This window comes from Escherichia sp. MOD1-EC6475 (assembly GCF_003046645.1).
Lineage (GTDB): Bacteria > Pseudomonadota > Gammaproteobacteria > Enterobacterales > Enterobacteriaceae > Escherichia > Escherichia ruysiae.
The window spans coordinates 37,645-56,728 of sequence record NZ_PZKQ01000021.1 but is presented as its reverse complement, the minus strand read 5'-3'; the positions used below and the strand labels follow the sequence as shown (position 1 = coordinate 56,728).

Genomic DNA, 19,084 nt, shown 5'->3' with positions numbered 1-19,084 from the left:
CCTGTGGTTTTATTACCCCTCACCCTAACCCTCTCCCGCAAGGGGAGAGGGGACGGTTTGGTGCAAAGGCTGGGGGATTATCAGATCTTACATGCGCCGCTTTCGCAGCCATCGTCCTGGATTGACGGCACCAGATCGTCCTGCGCGTCTTCAGCGCCATCACGGGTGTTCTGATAATACAGCGTTTTGACCCCGAATTTGTAGGCGGTGAGCAGGTCTTTCAGCAACTGCTGCATCGGCACTTTTCCTGACGGGAAGCGTGACGGATCATAGTTGGTGTTAGCAGAGATCGACTGATCGATAAATTTCTGCATGATACCCACCAGTTGCAGGTAACCATCGTTACCCGGCATTTCCCACAGCAGCTCATAGGCGTCGTGCAGGTGCTCGTAGTCCGGCACCACCTGGCGCAGAATACCGTCTTTCGACGCTTTGATGCTGACGTAACCGCGCGGCGGTTCAATACCGTTAGTGGCGTTAGAGATCTGCGAAGAGGTCTCGGACGGCATCAGAGCAGAAAGCGTGGAGTTACGCAGGCCGTGCGTTTTGATTGACTCACGCAACGCTTCCCAGTCGTAATGCAGCGGTTCATTGGTGATAGCATCCAGATCTTTCTTGTAGGTATCGATCGGCAGGATACCTTTCGCGTAAGTGGTTTCGTTAAACCACGGGCACGCGCCTTGCTCTTTCGCCAGCTCGTTAGACGCTTTCAGCAGGTAATATTGAATAGCTTCGAAGGTTTTATGCGTCAGGTTGTTGGCACTGCCGTCGGAGTAGCGTTTACCGTGCTTAGCCAGATAGTAAGCGAAGTTGATCACACCAATACCCAGCGTGCGACGACCCATCGCTCCGCGTTTGGCTGCCGGGATCGGGTAATCCTGATAATCCAGCAGCGCGTCGAGTGCGCGCACCGCCAGAATCGCCAGCTCTTCCAGTTCATCCAGGCTATTAATTGCGCCCAGGTTGAAAGCAGACAGCGTACACAACGCGATTTCACCGTTTTCGTCGTTGACGTCATTCAGCGGTTTGGTCGGCAGGGCGATTTCCAGGCACAGGTTAGACTGGCGCACTGGCGCAATAGCCGGATCAAACGGGCTGTGGGTGTTGCAGTGGTCAACGTTCTGAATATAGATACGACCGGTAGACGCACGTTCCTGCATCATCAGCGAGAACAGCTCAACGGCTTTCACACGCTGTTTGCGGATGCTGTCGTCTTTTTCATATTTGGTGTACAGGCGCTCAAATTCTTCCTGATCGGCGAAGAACGCGTCGTATAACCCTGGCACATCGGACGGGCTGAACAGGGTGATATCTTCACCTTTCAGCAGGCGGGTATACATCAGTTTGTTGATTTGTACCCCGTAGTCCATATGACGCACGCGGTTGCCTTCAACCCCACGGTTGTTTTTCAGCACCAGCAGGCTTTCTACTTCCAGATGCCAAATTGGGTAGAACAGCGTTGCTGCACCACCGCGCACACCGCCCTGGGAGCAGGATTTCACAGCGGTCTGGAAATGCTTGTAGAACGGAATACAACCGGTGTGGAACGCTTCGCCACCGCGAATCGGGCTACCCAGCGCACGAATACGCCCGGCGTTGATACCGATACCGGCACGCTGGGAGACGTATTTTACAATCGCGCTGGAGGTCGCATTGATGGAATCCAGGCTGTCACCGCACTCAATCAGTACGCAGGAGCTGAACTGACGAGTCGGGGTACGCACGCCGGACATGATTGGCGTCGGCAGCGAAATTTTAAATGTGGAAACCGCGTCGTAAAAACGCTTCACGTATTGCAGACGCGTTTCACGCGGGTAGTTTGAGAACAGGCAGGCAGCAACCAGAATATAGAGGAACTGGGCGCTCTCGTAGATTTCGCCGGTCACGCGGTTCTGTACCAGATATTTCCCTTCCAGTTGCTTAACGGCAGCGTAAGAGAAGGTCATATCACGGTCGTGATCGATAAACGTGTCCATCTGCTTGAACTCTTCTTCCGTGTAGTCTTCCAGCAGATGATTATCGTATTTGCCCATTTCGACCATTTTCTTCACATGGTCATACAGCGCAGGCGGCTCAAACTGACCGTAGGCTTTTTTACGCAGGTGGAAAATTGCCAGGCGCGCGGCGAGGTACTGATAATCCGGTGCTTCACGGGAGATCAGGTCTGCGGCAGCCTTGATAATGGTTTCGTGGATGTCAGAAGTCTTGATACCGTCATAAAACTGAATGTGGGAGCGCAGTTCGACCTGGGAAATCGAAACGTTATGCAGTCCTTCTGCCGCCCAATCCAGAACACGATGGATTTTGTCGAGATTGATGCGCTCTGTGCTACCGTTGCGCTTTGTCACCAGCAGATTCTGATTCATGTATGTAGTACCTGTTTTGGGAATACTTTCCGCAATAGTGTCGCTTTGACTACCTGTAGTGAGAAAAGTCGCAATGAACACTATATATAGGGGGTATGTTTGGGATTCACTGCAAGATAGTGTGAAAATGGCCCTCTTGCAAGTGCATAACTTTGTGGATAACTCGCAACGGAAAAGGTGACTTCCACGCACCTTAGGTCAGACAAGGTGTTCGGGAAAGTCAATGGGAAGAGAAAAAATTGTTAAAAATAACCGTTCGGCGATTTCTTGAACGTTCAATTTAAGATAATTATTGATCCAGGTTATTTATTGCGCTTATGTCAGATGTGGCGAAAATTGATACCATCACAAACTCATATCATGTCGACACTTATTGTTATGTTTATGATGTGAGCAAATGTAAAGGGGGGGCGTTCACGAAACAGATATTTTTTAATCAGTAGATGTAAAATTAAAGTTTGCGATATTGATTATTCCAGGTAAACAAGAAATGAATTAATCAGTTTAATATGTTTTAATTATCATTGTTTAATAATCAAGTAAACTTTGAAAGAAATAATTAATACCTTTCTGTAAATATTATTTCTGGTTCGATTATTTTAAAAATTTCTTGTTTACAATTGGTTATTATCTACAATCGTAATATGCCTTTTAATGATAGCGTGTTATTTCTCACAGGCTGTCAGATCATGAATAAAAAATGGATTATTTTTATCAGGAAAGGGTATCTGTTAATTTTCCCGGCTGTCGTTGCTTGCGTGTTTACGCGTGCAAACGCGGCGTCGCAGATTCTGGCTTCATGTCAGGGGGTTAATGTTTCTACCAGTTGCCTGGCCAGTCGCCAGAGCCTTTCAGGTAGTATGCAGACCTGGAGTGTTGCTGACGGGCAATGGCTTATTTTTTCCTCTATGGCAAATGATGCCAGTGGCGGGGCGGTATTTTTACAACAAGGAGCTGATTTCATATTGTCAGCACAAGGTGGAACAGGTATGACTCTGTTCGAAAATAATACCGTGAGTGGTGAATATAATAATGGAGGTGCTATTTTTGCGAAAGAAAACTCAACGCTGAATCTTACTCAGGTTATCTTCGACAGTAATGTGGCCGGAGGATATGGCGGGGCAATCTATTCTGCGGGTACAAATGACGCTGGTGATATTGATCTTAGCGTTACCAATGCTGTATTTACAGGTAATATTGCTAACGATGGCAAAGGTGGCGCAATTTATTCGATTAATAATAATATTTACTTAAATAACACGATTTTTAATAATAATCGGGCATATACATCAACAAGTTACAGTGATGGCGATGGTGGCGCTATCGATATCACCGATAATAATACGGAAAACATTCACCCATCAGAGTTCACAATAATTAATAACACCACGTTTACAGATAATATTGCTGAAGGCTACGGTGGTGCAATTTATAGCAGTAGTGCGAACTCTCCCTATCTTATTGATATTTCGGTTGATGCCGGCTACAGCTATAACGGTGGCGTTTTGGTGGATGAGAACAACAGTGCCACAGGATATGGCGATGTGCCATCTGCGTCGGCGGGCGGCTTTATGTACATCGATTCAAGTCAGGTCAGGTTTGATATCGCTGGTAATAAAACGTTGATTATTGGTGACCTGAGCAACGATGGTGCGCTCGATTCCATTGCCGGAACCGGAAGTATCAGCAAAACCGGCGCAGGCGAACTGGTGCTTAATGCGGATAATAATAATTTTACCGGTGAGATGCGGGTTGAAAACGGTGAAGTGACGCTGGGGCGTAGCAATTCGCTGATGAATGTTGGCGATGATCGTTGCCAGAGTAATCCACAAAATTGCTATGGCCTGATGGTCGGCAGTATCAGTCATCGGGATGATCAGGCAGAACTTAACGTTGGCGCAACACAGCAGACTTTTGTTCATTCACTGACGGGTTTTCAGAATGGCACTTTAAATATTGATGCTGGCGGTAACGTGACTGTAAATGCCGGCGGGTTTAGCGGAACTATTGAAGGTGAAGGACAACTGACCATTGCCGAAAATGGTAGCTATGTGCTGGCGGGGGCGCAGTCGATGGCACTGACCGGCGATGTCGTGGTAGAAGATGGCGCAATTCTCTCGCTGGCGGGAAACGCGGCGGATCTGGCGGCGATGCAGGACGATCCGCAGTCAATTGTGTTAAACGGTGGCGTATTAGATCTCTCCGATTTCACCACCTGGCAGAGCGGTATGTCAGAGAACGATGGGCTGGAAATCAGTGGCAGTGGCGGTACGGTAATTGGTCAGCAGGACGTTGTCGATCTTTATGGTGGTGAGGATTTGCATATTGGCGATGACGGGAAAAAAGGCGTCTATGTAGTGGTAGATGCAGGCGATGGACAGGTAAGCCTGGCGAATGACAATCAATACCTCGGCACAACACAAATCGCTTCCGGCACGCTGGTGGTGAGCAACAATTCTCAGCTTGGTGATACTCACTATAACCGCCAGGTTATCTTCACTGATAATCAACAAGATAGTGCGATGGAGATTACGGCTGATGTCGATACTCGCTCTGCGATGGCTGGTCTTGGGCGTGATATCGAAATGCGCGCTGATGGCGAAATTGTGGTTGACGATGGTGCTGTGACGCAGTGGGGCGCATTGATCGCCGACAGCAGTGGACAGCAGCAGGACGCGGGAACCACACTGACGAAAACCGGTGCAGGAACGCTGGAACTGACCGCCAGCGGTACAACGCAGTCGGCGGTACGTGTCGAAGAAGGCACCCTGAAAGGTGATGTTGCGGATATCCTTCCTTATGCTTCGTCACTGTGGGTCGGTGATGGGGCAACGTTCGTTACTGGCGCGGATCAGGATATTCAGTCAATTGATGCTACTTCCAGCGGCACTATCGACATCAGCGATGGTACGGTTTTGCGCCTGACCGGGCAGGATACTTCTGTCGTCCTTAATGCCTCACTGTTTAACGGCGATGGGACGCTGGTGAATGCCACCGATGGCGTGACGTTGACAGGTGAGCTTAATACCAACCTTGAAACTGACAACCTGACCTATCTTGCCGACGTGACGGTTAATGGTGATCTAACCAATACGTCCGGTGCGGTTAGCCTGCAAAATGGCGTCGTTGGCGATACGCTGACGGTAAACGGTGATTACACCGGCGGCGGTACGTTACTGCTCGACAGCGAATTAAACGGCGATGACTCAGCAAGCGACCAGTTGGTGTTGAACGGTAATACTGCTGGCAATACCACGGTTGTGGTTAACCCCATTACAGGGATTGGTGAGCCGACATCTACAGGCATTAAAGTGGTTGATTTCGCAGCTGATCCCACGCAGTTTCAAAACAATGCGCAGTTCAGTCTGGCAGGCAGTGGCTACGTCAACATGGGAGCGTATGACTACACGCTGGTGGAAGATAACAACGACTGGTATCTGCGATCGCAAGAAGTAACGCCGCCATCGCCACCTGATCCAGACCCGGACCCAACACCCGATCCTGACCCAACACCCGATCCAATCCCCGCTTACCAGCCGGTGCTGAATGCCAAAGTTGGCGGTTATCTCAATAACCTGCGGGCAGCAAACCAGGCGTTTGTGATGGAGCGACGCGATCATGCGGGTGGCAATGGTCAGACGCTGAATTTACGTGTTATCGGCGGACGTTATCATTACACGGCGGCAGGGCAACTGGCTCAGCATGAAGACACTTCTACGGTGCAGCTTAGCGGTGACCTGTTTAGGGGGCGCTGGGGCGATGATGGCGAGTGGATGCTTGGGATTGTAGGTGGCTACAGCGATAACCAGGGCGACAGCCGCTCGAATATGACCGGAACTCGCGCCGATAACCAGAACCACGGTTATGCCGTTGGGCTGACTTCGAGCTGGTTTCAGCATGGTAGTCAGCAGCAGGGGGCGTGGCTGGATAGCTGGCTGCAATATTCGTGGTTTAGCAATGATGTTTCCGAACAAGGCGACGGCACGGATCATTACCACTCGTCGGGAATTATCGCCTCGCTGGAGGCGGGGTATCAGTGGTTACCGGAGCGTGGTGTGGTGATTGAACCGCAGGCGCAGGTGATTTATCAGGGCGTGCTGCAGGATGACTTTACCGCCGCTAACCGTGCGCGGGTGTCGCAATCGCAGGGTGATGATATTCTGACGCGTGTCGGGATACATAGCGAATGGCGTAATACTTTCTATATCACGCCAACCCTGGATTTGAATTATTATCACGATCCCAATTCGGCGGAAATTGAAGAAGATGGCAGCAATATCAGCGACGATACGGCGAAGCAGCGTGGTGAAATAAAAGTGGGGATAACTGGCAATATTAGCCAGCGAGTTTCCCTGCGCGGCAGTGTCGCATGGCAGAAGGGAAGTGATGATTTTGCCCAGACGGCAGGATTTTTGTCGATGACGGTGAAATGGTAATTGTTGTCCGCCCGGCATCGTTGCCGGATGCGGCGTAAACGCCTTATCCGACCTACGGGGGGCATTTGTAGGCCTGATAAGACGCGGCAAGCGTCGCATCAGGCATTGGTACGGTTGCCGGATGAATCCGGTCAACAATCTCACTTATTCTGCGTGTGCAGCATATAGTTCACATCCACGCCGGGGCCGAGTTTAAAGGAATTAGTGATCGGGTTGTAATGCAGCCCGGTCATATGACGCTCTTTTAAACTGGTCTGATCCACCCAGCCCAGCAGTTCTGCCGGTTTAATAAATTTCTTCACATCATGCGTACCTTTAGGCACCATGCGCAAAATATATTCTGCACCGACCACCGCCATCAGCCATGACTTACCGTTACGGTTAAGCGTAGAGAAAAAGACATCGCCGCCCGGTTTTACCAGTTGCGCACAGGCTCTGACTACTGACTGTGGATCGGGGACGTGCTCCAGCATCTCCATGCAGGTCACAACATCGTACTGCCCGGCATGTTTTGCCGCGTGTTCTTCAACGGTCTCCTGCACGTACTCCACCTGAATACCGCTTTCCAGCGCGTGTAGCTTTGCAACCTGTAGTGGTTCAAAGCCCATATCCAGGCCGGTTACCGTCGCGCCTTCTCGCGCCATACTCTCAGCCAGAATGCCGCCGCCGCAACCGACATCGAGCACCTTTTTGCCAAATAAACCGCCAGCACGCTCGGCAATATAGCCCAGACGCAGCGGGTTAATGCGGTGCAGCGGTTTGAACTCACCTTCAAGATCCCACCAGCGGGAGGCGACGGCTTCAAATTTAGCGATCTCTTCGTGGTCTACGTTATGGTTTACCGGCGATTTTTCGGCATTCATTGGCACTTCTACTCCGTAATTGGCAAGACAATCGAGTATATCAGGCATTGCAGGTGAATAAAGCGTATAGGTTTACCTCAATCTGTGCGGCTGTGTTATAATTTGCGACCTTTGAATCCGGGATACAGTAGAGGGATAGCGGTTAGATGAGCGACCTTGCGAGAGAAATTACACCGGTCAACATTGAGGAAGAGCTGAAAAGCTCCTATCTGGATTATGCGATGTCGGTCATTGTTGGCCGTGCGCTGCCAGATGTCCGAGATGGCCTGAAGCCGGTACACCGTCGCGTACTTTACGCCATGAACGTACTAGGCAATGACTGGAACAAAGCCTATAAAAAATCTGCCCGTGTCGTTGGTGACGTAATCGGTAAATACCATCCCCATGGTGACTCGGCGGTTTATGACACGATCGTCCGTATGGCGCAGCCATTCTCGCTGCGTTACATGCTGGTAGACGGTCAGGGTAACTTCGGTTCCATCGACGGCGACTCTGCGGCGGCAATGCGTTATACGGAAATCCGTCTGGCGAAAATTGCCCATGAACTGATGGCCGATCTCGAAAAAGAGACGGTCGATTTTGTTGATAACTATGACGGCACGGAAAAAATTCCGGACGTCATGCCGACCAAAATTCCTAACCTGCTGGTGAACGGTTCTTCCGGTATCGCCGTAGGTATGGCAACCAACATCCCGCCACACAACCTGACGGAAGTCATCAATGGTTGTCTGGCGTATATCGATGATGAAGACATCAGCATTGAAGGGCTGATGGAACACATCCCGGGGCCGGACTTCCCGACGGCGGCAATCATCAACGGTCGTCGTGGTATCGAAGAAGCTTACCGTACCGGTCGTGGCAAGGTGTATATCCGCGCCCGTGCAGAAGTGGAAGTTGACGCCAAAACCGGGCGTGAAACTATTATCGTCCACGAAATTCCGTATCAGGTAAACAAAGCGCGCCTGATCGAGAAGATTGCGGAACTGGTAAAAGAAAAACGCGTGGAAGGCATCAGCGCGCTGCGTGACGAGTCTGACAAAGACGGTATGCGCATCGTGATTGAAGTGAAACGCGATGCGGTCGGTGAAGTTGTGCTCAACAACCTCTACTCCCAGACCCAGTTGCAGGTTTCTTTCGGTATCAACATGGTGGCATTGCACCATGGTCAGCCGAAGATCATGAACCTGAAAGACATCATCGCGGCGTTTGTTCGTCACCGCCGTGAAGTGGTGACCCGTCGTACTATTTTCGAACTGCGTAAAGCTCGCGATCGTGCTCATATCCTTGAAGCATTAGCCGTAGCACTGGCGAACATCGACCCGATCATCGAACTGATCCGTCATGCGCCGACGCCTGCAGAAGCGAAAACCGCGCTGGTTGCTAATCCGTGGCAGCTGGGCAACGTTGCCGCGATGCTGGAACGTGCTGGTGACGATGCTGCGCGTCCGGAATGGCTGGAGCCAGAGTTCGGCGTGCGTGACGGTCTGTACTACCTGACCGAACAGCAAGCTCAGGCGATTCTGGATCTGCGTCTGCAGAAACTGACCGGCCTTGAGCACGAAAAACTGCTCGACGAATACAAAGAGCTGCTGGATCAGATCGCGGAACTGTTGCGTATCCTTGGTAGCGCCGATCGTCTGATGGAAGTGATCCGCGAAGAGCTGGAACTGGTTCGTGAACAGTTCGGTGACAAACGTCGTACTGAAATCACTGCCAACAGCGCAGACATCAACCTGGAAGATCTGATCACCCAGGAAGATGTGGTCGTGACGCTCTCTCACCAGGGCTACGTTAAGTATCAGCCGCTTTCGGAATACGAAGCGCAGCGTCGTGGCGGGAAAGGTAAATCTGCCGCACGTATTAAAGAAGAAGATTTTATCGACAGGTTGCTGGTGGCGAACACCCACGATCATATCCTGTGCTTCTCCAGCCGTGGTCGCGTCTATTCGATGAAAGTCTATCAGTTGCCGGAAGCCTCTCGTGGTGCACGTGGTCGTCCGATCGTCAACCTGCTGCCGCTGGAACAGGACGAGCGTATCACCGCGATCCTGCCAGTGACCGAGTTTGAAGAAGGCGTGAAAGTCTTCATGGCCACCGCTAACGGTACTGTGAAGAAAACCGTCCTCACCGAATTCAACCGTCTGCGTACCGCCGGTAAAGTGGCGATCAAACTGGTTGAAGGCGATGAGCTGATCGGCGTTGACCTGACCAGCGGCGAAGACGAAGTAATGCTGTTCTCTGCCGAAGGTAAAGTGGTGCGCTTTAAAGAGTCTTCTGTCCGTGCGATGGGCTGCAACACCACTGGTGTTCGCGGTATTCGTTTAGGTGAAGGCGATAAAGTCGTGTCTCTGATCGTACCGCGTGGCGATGGCGCAATCCTTACTGCAACACAAAACGGTTACGGTAAACGTACCGCAGTGGCGGAATACCCAACCAAGTCGCGTGCGACGAAAGGGGTTATCTCCATCAAAGTGACTGAACGTAACGGTTTAGTGGTTGGTGCGGTACAGGTTGATGACTGCGACCAGATCATGATGATCACCGATGCCGGTACGCTGGTACGTACCCGCGTTTCGGAAATCAGCATCGTGGGTCGTAATACCCAGGGCGTGATCCTCATCCGTACTGCGGAAGATGAAAACGTAGTGGGTCTGCAACGTGTTGCTGAACCGGTTGACGAGGAAGATCTGGATACCATCGACGGCAGTGCTGCGGAAGGGGACGATGAAATCGCTCCGGAAGTGGACGTTGACGATGAGCCAGAAGAAGAATAATTTCATTTCTTCATGCCAAAAGGGAGCCATCTCCCTTTTTTGAATTGAAAAGTCCAGGCTGTAAAGTCTGGGCTTTTGTCGTATTAGGGCGCGATAAAGTTGTGCATCGCCCATAAAAAATGGCTGGCTTTACACAAGGAATGTGGCAATGAGTGGTGAAAAAAAGGCGAAAGGCTGGCGGTTTTATGGCCTTGTAGGTTTTGGTGCAATAGCACTGCTTTCCGCTGGCGTCTGGGCATTGCAATATGCTGGCAATGAGCCAGAAAAAACGTTGTCGCCGCTGGTGGTGCACAACAATCTGCAAATCGATCTCAATGAGCCGGACCTCTTTCTCGACAGCGACTCTCTAAGCCAGCTTCCCAAAGATCTCCTTACCATTCCTTTTCTTCATGATGTCCTGAGCGAAGATTTCGTTTTTTATTATCAGAACCATGCCGACCGTCTGGGCATTGAAGGCAGCATTCGCCGCATTGTCTATGAGCACGATCTCACGCTGAAAGATAAGTTATTTTCCTCGTTATTAGACCAGCCTGCGCAGGCGGCGTTATGGCACGATAAACAAGGCCATCTTTCACATTATATGGTGCTGATCCAGCGCAGCGGCTTAAGCAAATTGCTGGAGCCATTACTGTTTGCTGTCACCAGCGATAGCCAGTTAAGCAAGACGGAAATCAGTAGCATCAAGCTAAATAACGAAACCATTCCTGTTTATCAGTTGCGCTATAACGGCAATAACGCCCTGATGTTTGCGACTTATCAGGACAAGATGTTGGTGTTTTCCAGCACGGATATGCTGTTTAAAGATGACCAGCAGGATACCGAAGCCACGGCGATCGCAAGTGATTTGTTGAGCGGTAAAAAACGCTGGCAAGCCAGCTTTGGCCTGAAAGAGCGTACTGCCGAAAAAACGCCAGTACGCCAGCGCATCGTGGTTAGCGCAAATTTGCTGGGTTTTGGCTACCAGCGATTAATGCCTTCTTTTGCTGGCGTGCGCTTCGAAATGAGCAACGACGGCTGGCATAGCTTTCTGGCGTTAAATGATGAATCTGCAAGCGTAGATGCCAGTTTCGATTTCACGCCCGTGTGGCACAGTATGCCTGCCGGAGCCAGCTTCTGTGTGGCGGTGCCGTATTCGCACGGTATTGCCGAAGAGATGCTTACGCACATCAGCCAGGAAAACATCAAGCTGAATGGAGCGTTAGACGGTGCTGCCGGGATGTGCTGGTACGAAGACTCAAAATTGCAAACCCCGCTATTTGTTGGTCAGTTTGATGGCTCAGCCGAACAGGCGCAACTGCCAGGGAAACTGTTTACGCAAAATATTGGTGCGCACGAAAGCAAAGCGCCAGAAGGTATATTGCCGGTAACCCAGACACAGCAGGGCGAAGCGCAAATCTGGCGTCGCGAAGTGAGTTCCCGATATGGTCAGTATCCGAAAGCGCAGGCGGTGCAACCAGATCAATTAATGTCGGATTATTTTTTCCGCGTGTCGCTGGCGATGCAAAACAAAACGCTGCTTTTCTCCCTCGATGACACGCTGGTTAATAACGCGCTGCAAACACTGAATAAAACTCGCCCGGCAATGGTGGATGTGATACCCAATGACGGCATCGTTCCGGTCTATATCAATCCACAAGGTGTGGCGAAACTGCTGCGTAACGAAACGCTGACCAGTCTGCCGAAGAATCTCGAACCGGTTTTTTATAACGCAGCGCAAACTTTATTAATGCCGAAACTGGACGCTCTATCTCAACAACCGCGTTATGTGATGAAACTGGATCAGATGAAACCGGGCGTCGCCTGGCAGTGGCTACCTGTCAACTGGCAGCCGTTATGAGGCGCGGACTTCTGGCGCTGATCTGCTGGCTGTGTTGTTTTTGCGCTCAGGGTGAAATGCTGAATGTCGAACAGTCGGGGCTGTTTCGTGCCTGGTTTGTGCGTGTTGCTCAGGAACAACTCCGTCAGGGGCCAAGTCCACGCTGGTATCAGCAGGATTGTGCGGGCCTGGTGCGCTTTGCGGCGAACGAGGCGCTGAAAGTTCACGACAGCAAATGGCTAAAAAGTAACGGTTTATCGAATCAGTATTTGCCGCCTGAAATGACGCTAACACCTGAACAGCGTCAACTGGCGCAAAACTGGAACCAGGGGAACGGGAAAACAGGCCCCTATGTGACCGCAATTAATTTGATTCAGTACAACAGCCGTTTTATTGGCCAGGACATAAACCAGGCGCTGCCTGGCGATATGGTTTTTTTCGATCAGGGCGATGCTCAGCACTTAATGGTCTGGATGGGGCGTTACATCATTTACCACACCGGAAGCGCCACGAAAACTGACAACGGAATGCGCGCAGTCAGTCTGCAACAACTTATGACATGGAAGGACACCCGATGGATACCCAACGATTCCAATCCCAATTTCATTGGCATTTATCGTTTAAATTTTCTGGCGCGATAGCGGCCTGTCTGTGCCTGTCTCTTGTGGGGACGGGAATTGCTAATGCTGATGATTCGCTTCCTTCCAGTAACTATGCGCCGCCCGCCGGGGGAATGTTCTTTTTGCTCGCTGACAGCAGTTTTAGCAGCAATGAAGAGGCGAAAGTGCGGCTGGAAGCGCCGGGGCGTGATTATCGGCGTTATGAGATGGAAGAGTACGGCGGCGTGGACATTCGCCTGTATCGTATTCCTGACCCGATGGCATTTTTGCGCCAGCAGAAAAACCTGCATCGCATTGTGGTGCAACCGCAATATCTGGGCGACGGGCTGAACAATACGCTGACCTGGCTGTGGGATAACTGGTACGGCAAATCTCGTCGCGTAATGCAGCGTACTTTTTCTTATCAGTCACGGCAGAATGTGACTCAGGCGTTACCCGAATTACAGCTCGGCAATGCCATCATTAAACCTTCCCGTTACGTGCAAAACACTCAGTTTTCACCGCTGAAAAAATACCCGCTGGTGGAGCAATTCCGTTATCCGCTATGGCAGGCAAAACCGGTCGCGCCGCAGCAAGGGGTAAAACTGGAAGGCGCATCCAGCAATTTCATCTCGCCGCAGCCGGGCAACATCTATATTCCTCTCGGCAAACAAGAGCCGGGACTGTACCTCGTCGAGGCAATGGTAGGTGGGTATCGGGCGACAACGGTGGTGTTTGTTTCCGATACCGTGGCGCTTAGTAAAGTGTCAGGTAGCGAGCTTCTGGTGTGGACCGCTGGCAAAAAACGGGGTGAAGCTAAACCTGGTTCGGAAATTCTCTGGACTGACGGTCTTGGCGTGATGACACGTGGTGTGACTGATGATAGTGGCACCTTGCAGTTACAACATATATCGCCGGAACGTTCATACATTCTGGGTAAAGATGCTGAAGGCGGCGTTTTTGTCTCCGAGAACTTCTTCTACGAAAGCGAAATCTACAACACCCGCTTGTATATCTTTACCGACCGCCCGCTGTATCGGGCAGGCGATCGTGTCGATGTTAAAGTGATGGGGCGCGAGTTCCACGACCCGATGCATTCATCGCCCATCGTCAGCGCCCCGGCAAAACTCTCGGTGCTGGACGCCAACGGCAGCCTGTTGCAAACCGTCAATGTCACGCTGGATGCGCGCAATGGCGGGCAGGGGAGTTTCCGCCTGCCAGAAAATGCCGTTGCCGGAGGTTATGAGTTACGCCTGGCTTACCGCAATCAGGTCTACAGCAGTAGTTTTCGCGTTGCCAACTATATCAAGCCACATTTCGAGATTGGTTTAGCTCTCGATAAAAAAGATTTCAAAACTGGCGAAGCGGTCAGCGGCAAACTGCAACTGCTCTATCCGGATGGCGAACCGGTAAAAGATGCCCGCGTGCAGTTAAGTTTGCGCGCTCAGCAACTTTCGATGGTTGGTAACGATTTGCGTTATGCCGGACGTTTCCCGGTGTCGCTGGAAGGTAGCGATGCTGTTTCGGACGATAAAGGCAATGTAGCATTAAACCTTCCCGCTGCCGATAAACCGAGCCGCTATTTGTTAACCGTTTCCGCCAGCGATTGCGCGGCATATCGTGTCACCACCACCAAAGAGATCCTCATTGAACGCGGTCTTGCGCATTACTCTCTAAGCACCGCCGCGCAATACAGTAATAGCGGCGAGCCGGTTGTTTTCCGTTATGCCGCGCTGGAAGCTTCAAAACAGGTTCCTGTTACGTATGAATGGTTGCGTCTCGAAGACCGCACGAGCCATAGCGGAGATCTACCGTCTGGCGGCAAATCCTTTACCGTCAATTTCGATAAACCTGGCAACTACAACCTGACGTTACGCGATAAAGACGGCTTAATTCTCGCCGGGTTAAGCCATGCCGTCAGCGGTAAGGGCAGCACGGCGCATACTGGTACGGTAGATATCGTGGCGGATAAAACGCTGTACCAGCCAGGCGAAACCGCGAAGATGCTGATTACCTTCCCGGAGCCAATCGATGAAGCGTTATTGACGCTGGAACGCGATCGCGTGGAACAGCAGTCGCTGCTATCGCATCCGGCAAACTGGCTAACGCTACAACGTTTAAACGATACCCAGTATGAAGCCCGCGTACCGGTGAGCAATTCCTTTGCGCCTAACATCACTTTTTCGGTGCTGTATACCCGTAACGGTCAGTTCAGTTTTCAGAACGCCGGGATCAAAGTTGCCGTTCCCCAGCTGGATATTCGGGTGAAAACGGACAAAACCCATTACCAGCCAGGTGAACTGGTCAATGTTGAATTAACCTCTTTGCTGAAGGGTAAACCGGTTTCCGCGCAGCTAACGGTTGGCGTGGTCGATGAAATGATCTACGCACTGCAACCGGAAATCGCGCCGAATATCGGCAAATTTTTCTATCCGCTGGGGCGTAACAATGTGCGCACCAGTTCCAGCTTGTCATTTATCAGCTACGACCAGGCGCTCTCCAGCGAGCCGGTTGCGCCAGGCGCGACTAACCGCAGCGAGCGGCGAGTAAAAATGCTGGAACGCCCACGACGCGAAGAAGTTGATACCGCTGCATGGTTGCCGTCGCTAACCACAGATAAACAAGGCAAAGCGTACTTCACGTTCCTGATGCCTGATTCGTTAACCCGCTGGCGCATTACCGCCAGAGGGATGAACGGCGACGGACTGGTCGGGCAGGGGCGCGCTTATTTGCGTTCGGAAAAAAATCTCTACATGAAGTGGAGTATGCCGCCGGTTTATCGCCTGGGCGATAAACCGGCGGCAGGGCTGTTTATCTTCAGTCAGCAGGATAACGAACCTGTGGAACTGGTGAGTAAATTTGCGGGCGCTGAGATGCGTCAGACGCTGACGCTGCACAAAGGGGCGAACTATATTTCGCTGGGGCAGAACATTCAGCAATCTGGCTTGTTAAGCGCAGAGCTGCAACAAAATGGGCAAGTGCAGGACAGCATTAGCACCAGGCTGTCTTTTGTGGATAACACCTGGCCCGTTGAACAGCAGAAAAACGTCATGCTCGGCGGTGGTGATAACGCTCTGATGTTGCCCGGGCAGGCGAGCAATATCCGGATACAAAGTAGTGAAACGCCGCAGGAGATTTTCCGCAATAACCTCGACGCGTTAGTTGATGAACCGTGGGGTGGGGTGATCAACACCGGTAGCCGTCTGATCCCGCTCAGTCTCGCCTGGCGTTCGCTTGCCGATCATCAAAGTGCCGCCGCTAACGACATTCGTCAGATGATTCAGGATAACCGTCTGCGGCTGATGCAACTGGCGGGGCCCGGAGCGCGCTTTACCTGGTGGGGTGAAGATGGCAATGGTGACGCCTTCCTTACGGCATGGGCATGGTACGCCGACTGGCAGGCCAGCCAGGCGCTCGGCGTAACGCAACAACCGGAATACTGGCAGCATATGCTCGACAGTTATGCCGAGCAGGCAGATAACATGCCGTTATTGCATCGGGCGCTGGTGCTGGCGTGGGCGCAGGAGATGAATCTGCCGTGCAAAACGTTGTTGAAAGGGTTGGATGAAGCTATCGCCCGGCGCGGAACTAAAACTGAAGATTTCTCTGAGGAAGACACCAGCGATATCAATGACAGCCTGATCCTCGATACACCGGAATCTCCACTGGCAGATGCGGTGGCAAACGTCTTAACCATGACGTTGCTGAAAAAAGCGCAGTTGAAGTCCACTGTGATGCCACAGGTTCAGCAATATGCGTGGGATAAGGCAGCGAACAGCAACCAGCCGCTGGCGCACACGGTTGTGCTGCTCAATAGCGGTGGCGACACCACCCAGGCGGCCGCCATTTTAAGTGGTTTGACTGCTGAGCAATCCACTATTGAACGCGCACTGGCCATGAACTGGCTGGCGAAATATATGGCGACGATGCCTCCGGTTGTGTTACCTGCGCCTGCGGGCGCATGGGCCAAACATAAGTTAACCGGAGGGGGCGAATACTGGCGTTGGGTTGGTCAGGGCGTGCCGGACATTCTCTCTTTTGGTGACGAATTATCGCCGCAAAACGTACAGGTCCGCTGGCGTGAACCGGCAAAAACGGCTCAACAAAGTAACATTCCGGTGACCGTTGAACGCCAGTTGTATCGGCTTATCCCTGGTGAAGAAGAGATGAACTTTACTCTGCAGCCGGTGACCGGTAATGAGATCGACAGCGACGCCCTGTACCTTGATGAGGTAACGCTTACCAACGAGCAGGATGCATCTCTGCGCTACGGTCAGGTAGAAGTACCGCTGCCGCCGGGAGCCGATGTTGAACGCACAACGTGGGGCATTTCGGTCAATAAACCCAACGCCGCGAAACAGCAGGGGCAATTGCTGGAAAAAGCGCGAAATGAAATGGGCGAGCTGGCCTATATGGTGCCGGTGAAAGAACTGACGGGAACGGTCACTTTCCGCCATTTGCTGCGCTTCTCGCAAAAAGGGCAATTCGTTCTGCCGCCTGCTCGTTATGTGCGTTCCTATGCACCTGCACAGCAAAGCGTTGCGGCAGGGAGCGAATGGACCGGGATGCAGGTGAAATAAGTGAACTGGCGCAGAATCGTCTGGCTATTGGCGTTGGTTTCTCTGCCAACGCTTGCGGAGGAGACGCCGTTACAACTGGCACTGCGTGGTGCGCAGCACGATCAACTGTATCAGCTGTCGTCATCAGGCGTGACCAAAGCCTCGACATTACCTGACTCGCTCACCACGCCGTTAGGGAGTTTGTGGAAACTGTATGTTTACGCCTGGCTGGAGGATACCCATCAACCGGAGCAGCCCTACCAGTGTCGCGGCAACTCCCCGGAAGAGGTTTATTGTTGTCAGGCAGGGGAGAGCATAACGCGTGATACCGCACTGGTACGTTCCTGCGGACTCTATTTTGCGCCGCAACGGCTGCATATTGGCGCGGATGCATGGCGGCAATACTGGCAACAGCGTCAGGCACCAGCGTGGTTAGCGTCTCTATCTACGCTGAAGCCAGAAACCTCGGTAACGGTTAAATCGCTACTTGATTCATTAGCGACGTTACCCGCGCAAAACAAAGCTCAGGAAATCTTACTGGATGTGGTGCTGGACGATGCGAAAATCGGTGTCGCGTCCATGCTCGGTAGTCGGGTACGAGTGAAAACCTGGAGCTGGTTTGCCGATGATAAGCAGGAAATCCGTCAGGGGGGCTTTGCCGGCTGGTTAACCGATGGTACACCGCTGTGGGTTACTGGCAGCGGCACCAGCAAAACGGTACTGACCCGTTATGCGACGGCGCTGAATCAGGTTTTACCTGTACCGACGCAAGTTGCCAGTGGGCAATGTGTGCAGGTTGATCTGTTTGCTCGCTATCCGCTGAAAAAAATCACAGCGGAAAAGAGTGCGACAGCAGTAAAACCTGGCGTGCTCAATGGGCGCTATCGTGTGACGTTTGCCAATGGTAACCACATTACGTTTGTCAGCCACGGTGAGACGACCTTACTGAGCGAAAAGGGCAAACTGAAATTGCAGTCGCATCTCGATCGTGAAGAGTACGTTGCCAGAGTTCTGGATCGCGAGGCGAAAAGCACGCCTCCAGAGGCTGCGAAAGCCATGACCGTGGCGATTCGCACTTTTTTACAGCAAAACGCCAATCGGGAAGGCGATTGCCTGACCATCCCCGACAGCAGCGCCACGCAGCGTGTTTCTGCTTCGCCAGCCACCACGGGGGCGCGGACAATGACCGCCTGGACGCAGGATCTCATCTATGCGGGCGATCCAGTTCATTATCACGGCAGTCGCGCTACCGAAGGTACGCTCTCCTGGCGGCAAGCCACCGCCCAGGCGGGGCAGGGCGAACGTTACGACCAGATACTTGCCTTTGCTTATCCCGACAACAGCCTTAGCCGCTGGGGAGCGTCACGCTCTTCCTGCCAGTTATTACCCAAAGCGAAAGCCTGGCTGGCGAAAAAAATGCCGCAGTGGCGTCGTGTGTTACAAGGCGAGACGGGTTACAACGAACCAGACGTGTTTGCGGTCTGCCGTTTAGTCTCAGGTTTCCCCTATACCGATCGGCAGCAGAAGCGGCTGTTTATTCGTAATTTCTTTACGCTTCAGGAGCGGCTTGATTTAACCCACGAGTATCTGCATCTGGCCTTTGATGGCTATCCCACCGGGCTGGATGAGACGTATATCGAAACGCTGACCCGACAATTATTAATGGACTAA

Annotated in this window: 8 protein-coding genes; 6 read left to right on the top strand and 2 right to left on the bottom strand. The window is 52.0% G+C overall.

Annotated features, from left to right (window positions below):
* Positions 1-80 precede the first annotated feature (80 nt).
* Positions 81-2,366 carry a class 1a ribonucleoside-diphosphate reductase subunit alpha gene (gene nrdA, locus A7589_RS06390; protein WP_001075192.1) on the bottom strand — a complete coding sequence of 762 codons (2,286 nt, stop codon included), beginning with the start codon at positions 2,364-2,366 and terminating at the stop codon, positions 81-83.
* A gap of 689 nt (positions 2,367-3,055) precedes the next feature.
* On the opposite strand from nrdA, the gene yfaL reads away from it, so the two are divergent.
* A complete protein-coding gene (gene yfaL, locus A7589_RS06380) occupies positions 3,056-6,802 on the top strand; it encodes an AIDA-I family autotransporter adhesin YfaL/EhaC (RefSeq protein WP_108188776.1) in 3,747 nt (1,248 codons plus the stop codon).
* Positions 6,803-6,942: 140 nt separating this feature from the next.
* Here the strand turns inward: yfaL and ubiG are convergent, their stop codons facing one another.
* On the bottom strand, positions 6,943-7,665 hold the full coding sequence (gene ubiG, locus A7589_RS06375) for a bifunctional 2-polyprenyl-6-hydroxyphenol methylase/3-demethylubiquinol 3-O-methyltransferase UbiG (protein ID WP_000990774.1): 723 nt from the start codon (positions 7,663-7,665) through the stop codon (positions 6,943-6,945).
* Positions 7,666-7,811: 146 nt separating this feature from the next.
* On the opposite strand from ubiG, the gene gyrA reads away from it, so the two are divergent.
* The 5 genes from gyrA (at position 7,812) to A7589_RS06350 (ending at position 19,084) form a co-directional block, all read left to right on the top strand.
* Positions 7,812-10,439, top strand: coding sequence for a DNA topoisomerase (ATP-hydrolyzing) subunit A (gene gyrA / locus A7589_RS06370; protein WP_001281237.1), 2,628 nt, complete (start codon positions 7,812-7,814; stop codon positions 10,437-10,439).
* Positions 10,440-10,587: 148 nt separating this feature from the next.
* Entirely contained in the window at positions 10,588-12,276 is a 1,689-nt protein-coding gene (locus A7589_RS06365; RefSeq protein WP_108188775.1) for a DUF2138 domain-containing protein, read from the top strand.
* A complete protein-coding gene (locus tag A7589_RS06360; RefSeq protein ID WP_010353017.1) occupies positions 12,273-12,896 on the top strand; it encodes a DUF1175 domain-containing protein in 624 nt (207 codons plus the stop codon). Before A7589_RS06365 ends, A7589_RS06360 begins: the two co-directional genes overlap by 4 nt.
* 23 nt (positions 12,897-12,919) lie before the next feature.
* Complete coding sequence (locus A7589_RS06355) at positions 12,920-17,434, top strand: alpha-2-macroglobulin family protein (protein ID WP_201261854.1); 4,515 nt, start codon at positions 12,920-12,922, stop codon at positions 17,432-17,434.
* The gene (locus A7589_RS06350) at positions 17,435-19,084 is read left to right on the top strand and encodes a YfaQ family protein (protein ID WP_108188773.1); all 1,650 of its coding nucleotides are present in this window, start codon (positions 17,435-17,437) and stop codon (positions 19,082-19,084) included.